Below are 416 nucleotides of genomic sequence, written 5' to 3' on the forward strand. Positions count from 1 at the left end.
ACGCGCAGCGCCTGGGCTACGCCGAGGCCGACCCGACCTTCGACATCGAGGGCGTGGACGCGGCGCACAAGGTCACCATCATGAGCGCCATCGCGTTCGGCATTCCGGTGCAGTTCGACAAGGCCTACGTCGAGGGCATCACCCAGCTGGCCGCCGCCGACATCAAGTACGCCGAGCAGCTCGGCTACCGCATCAAGCTGCTCGGCATCACCAAGCGCGCCGAAAGGTTTGATGCCGCCGGCAAAGCCGTCGGGGGCATCGAGCTGCGCGTGCACCCCAGCCTGGTGCCGGCCAAGCGCCTGATCGCCAACGTCGAGGGTGCCATGAACGCCGTCGTGGTGCATGGCGACGCCGTCGGCACCACGCTGTACTACGGCAAGGGCGCGGGCTCCGAGCCCACGGCCAGCGCCGTGATC

Annotated in this window: 1 pseudogene; it reads left to right on the plus strand. The window is 68.8% G+C overall.

The annotated features are described in order from the left end of the window. Positions 1 to 416, plus strand: a pseudogene (locus QZH66_RS18555) (homoserine dehydrogenase); the annotation flags it as partial.

The organism is Stenotrophomonas sp. YIM B06876 (genome assembly GCF_030711595.1).
Classification (GTDB): domain Bacteria; phylum Pseudomonadota; class Gammaproteobacteria; order Xanthomonadales; family Xanthomonadaceae; genus Stenotrophomonas.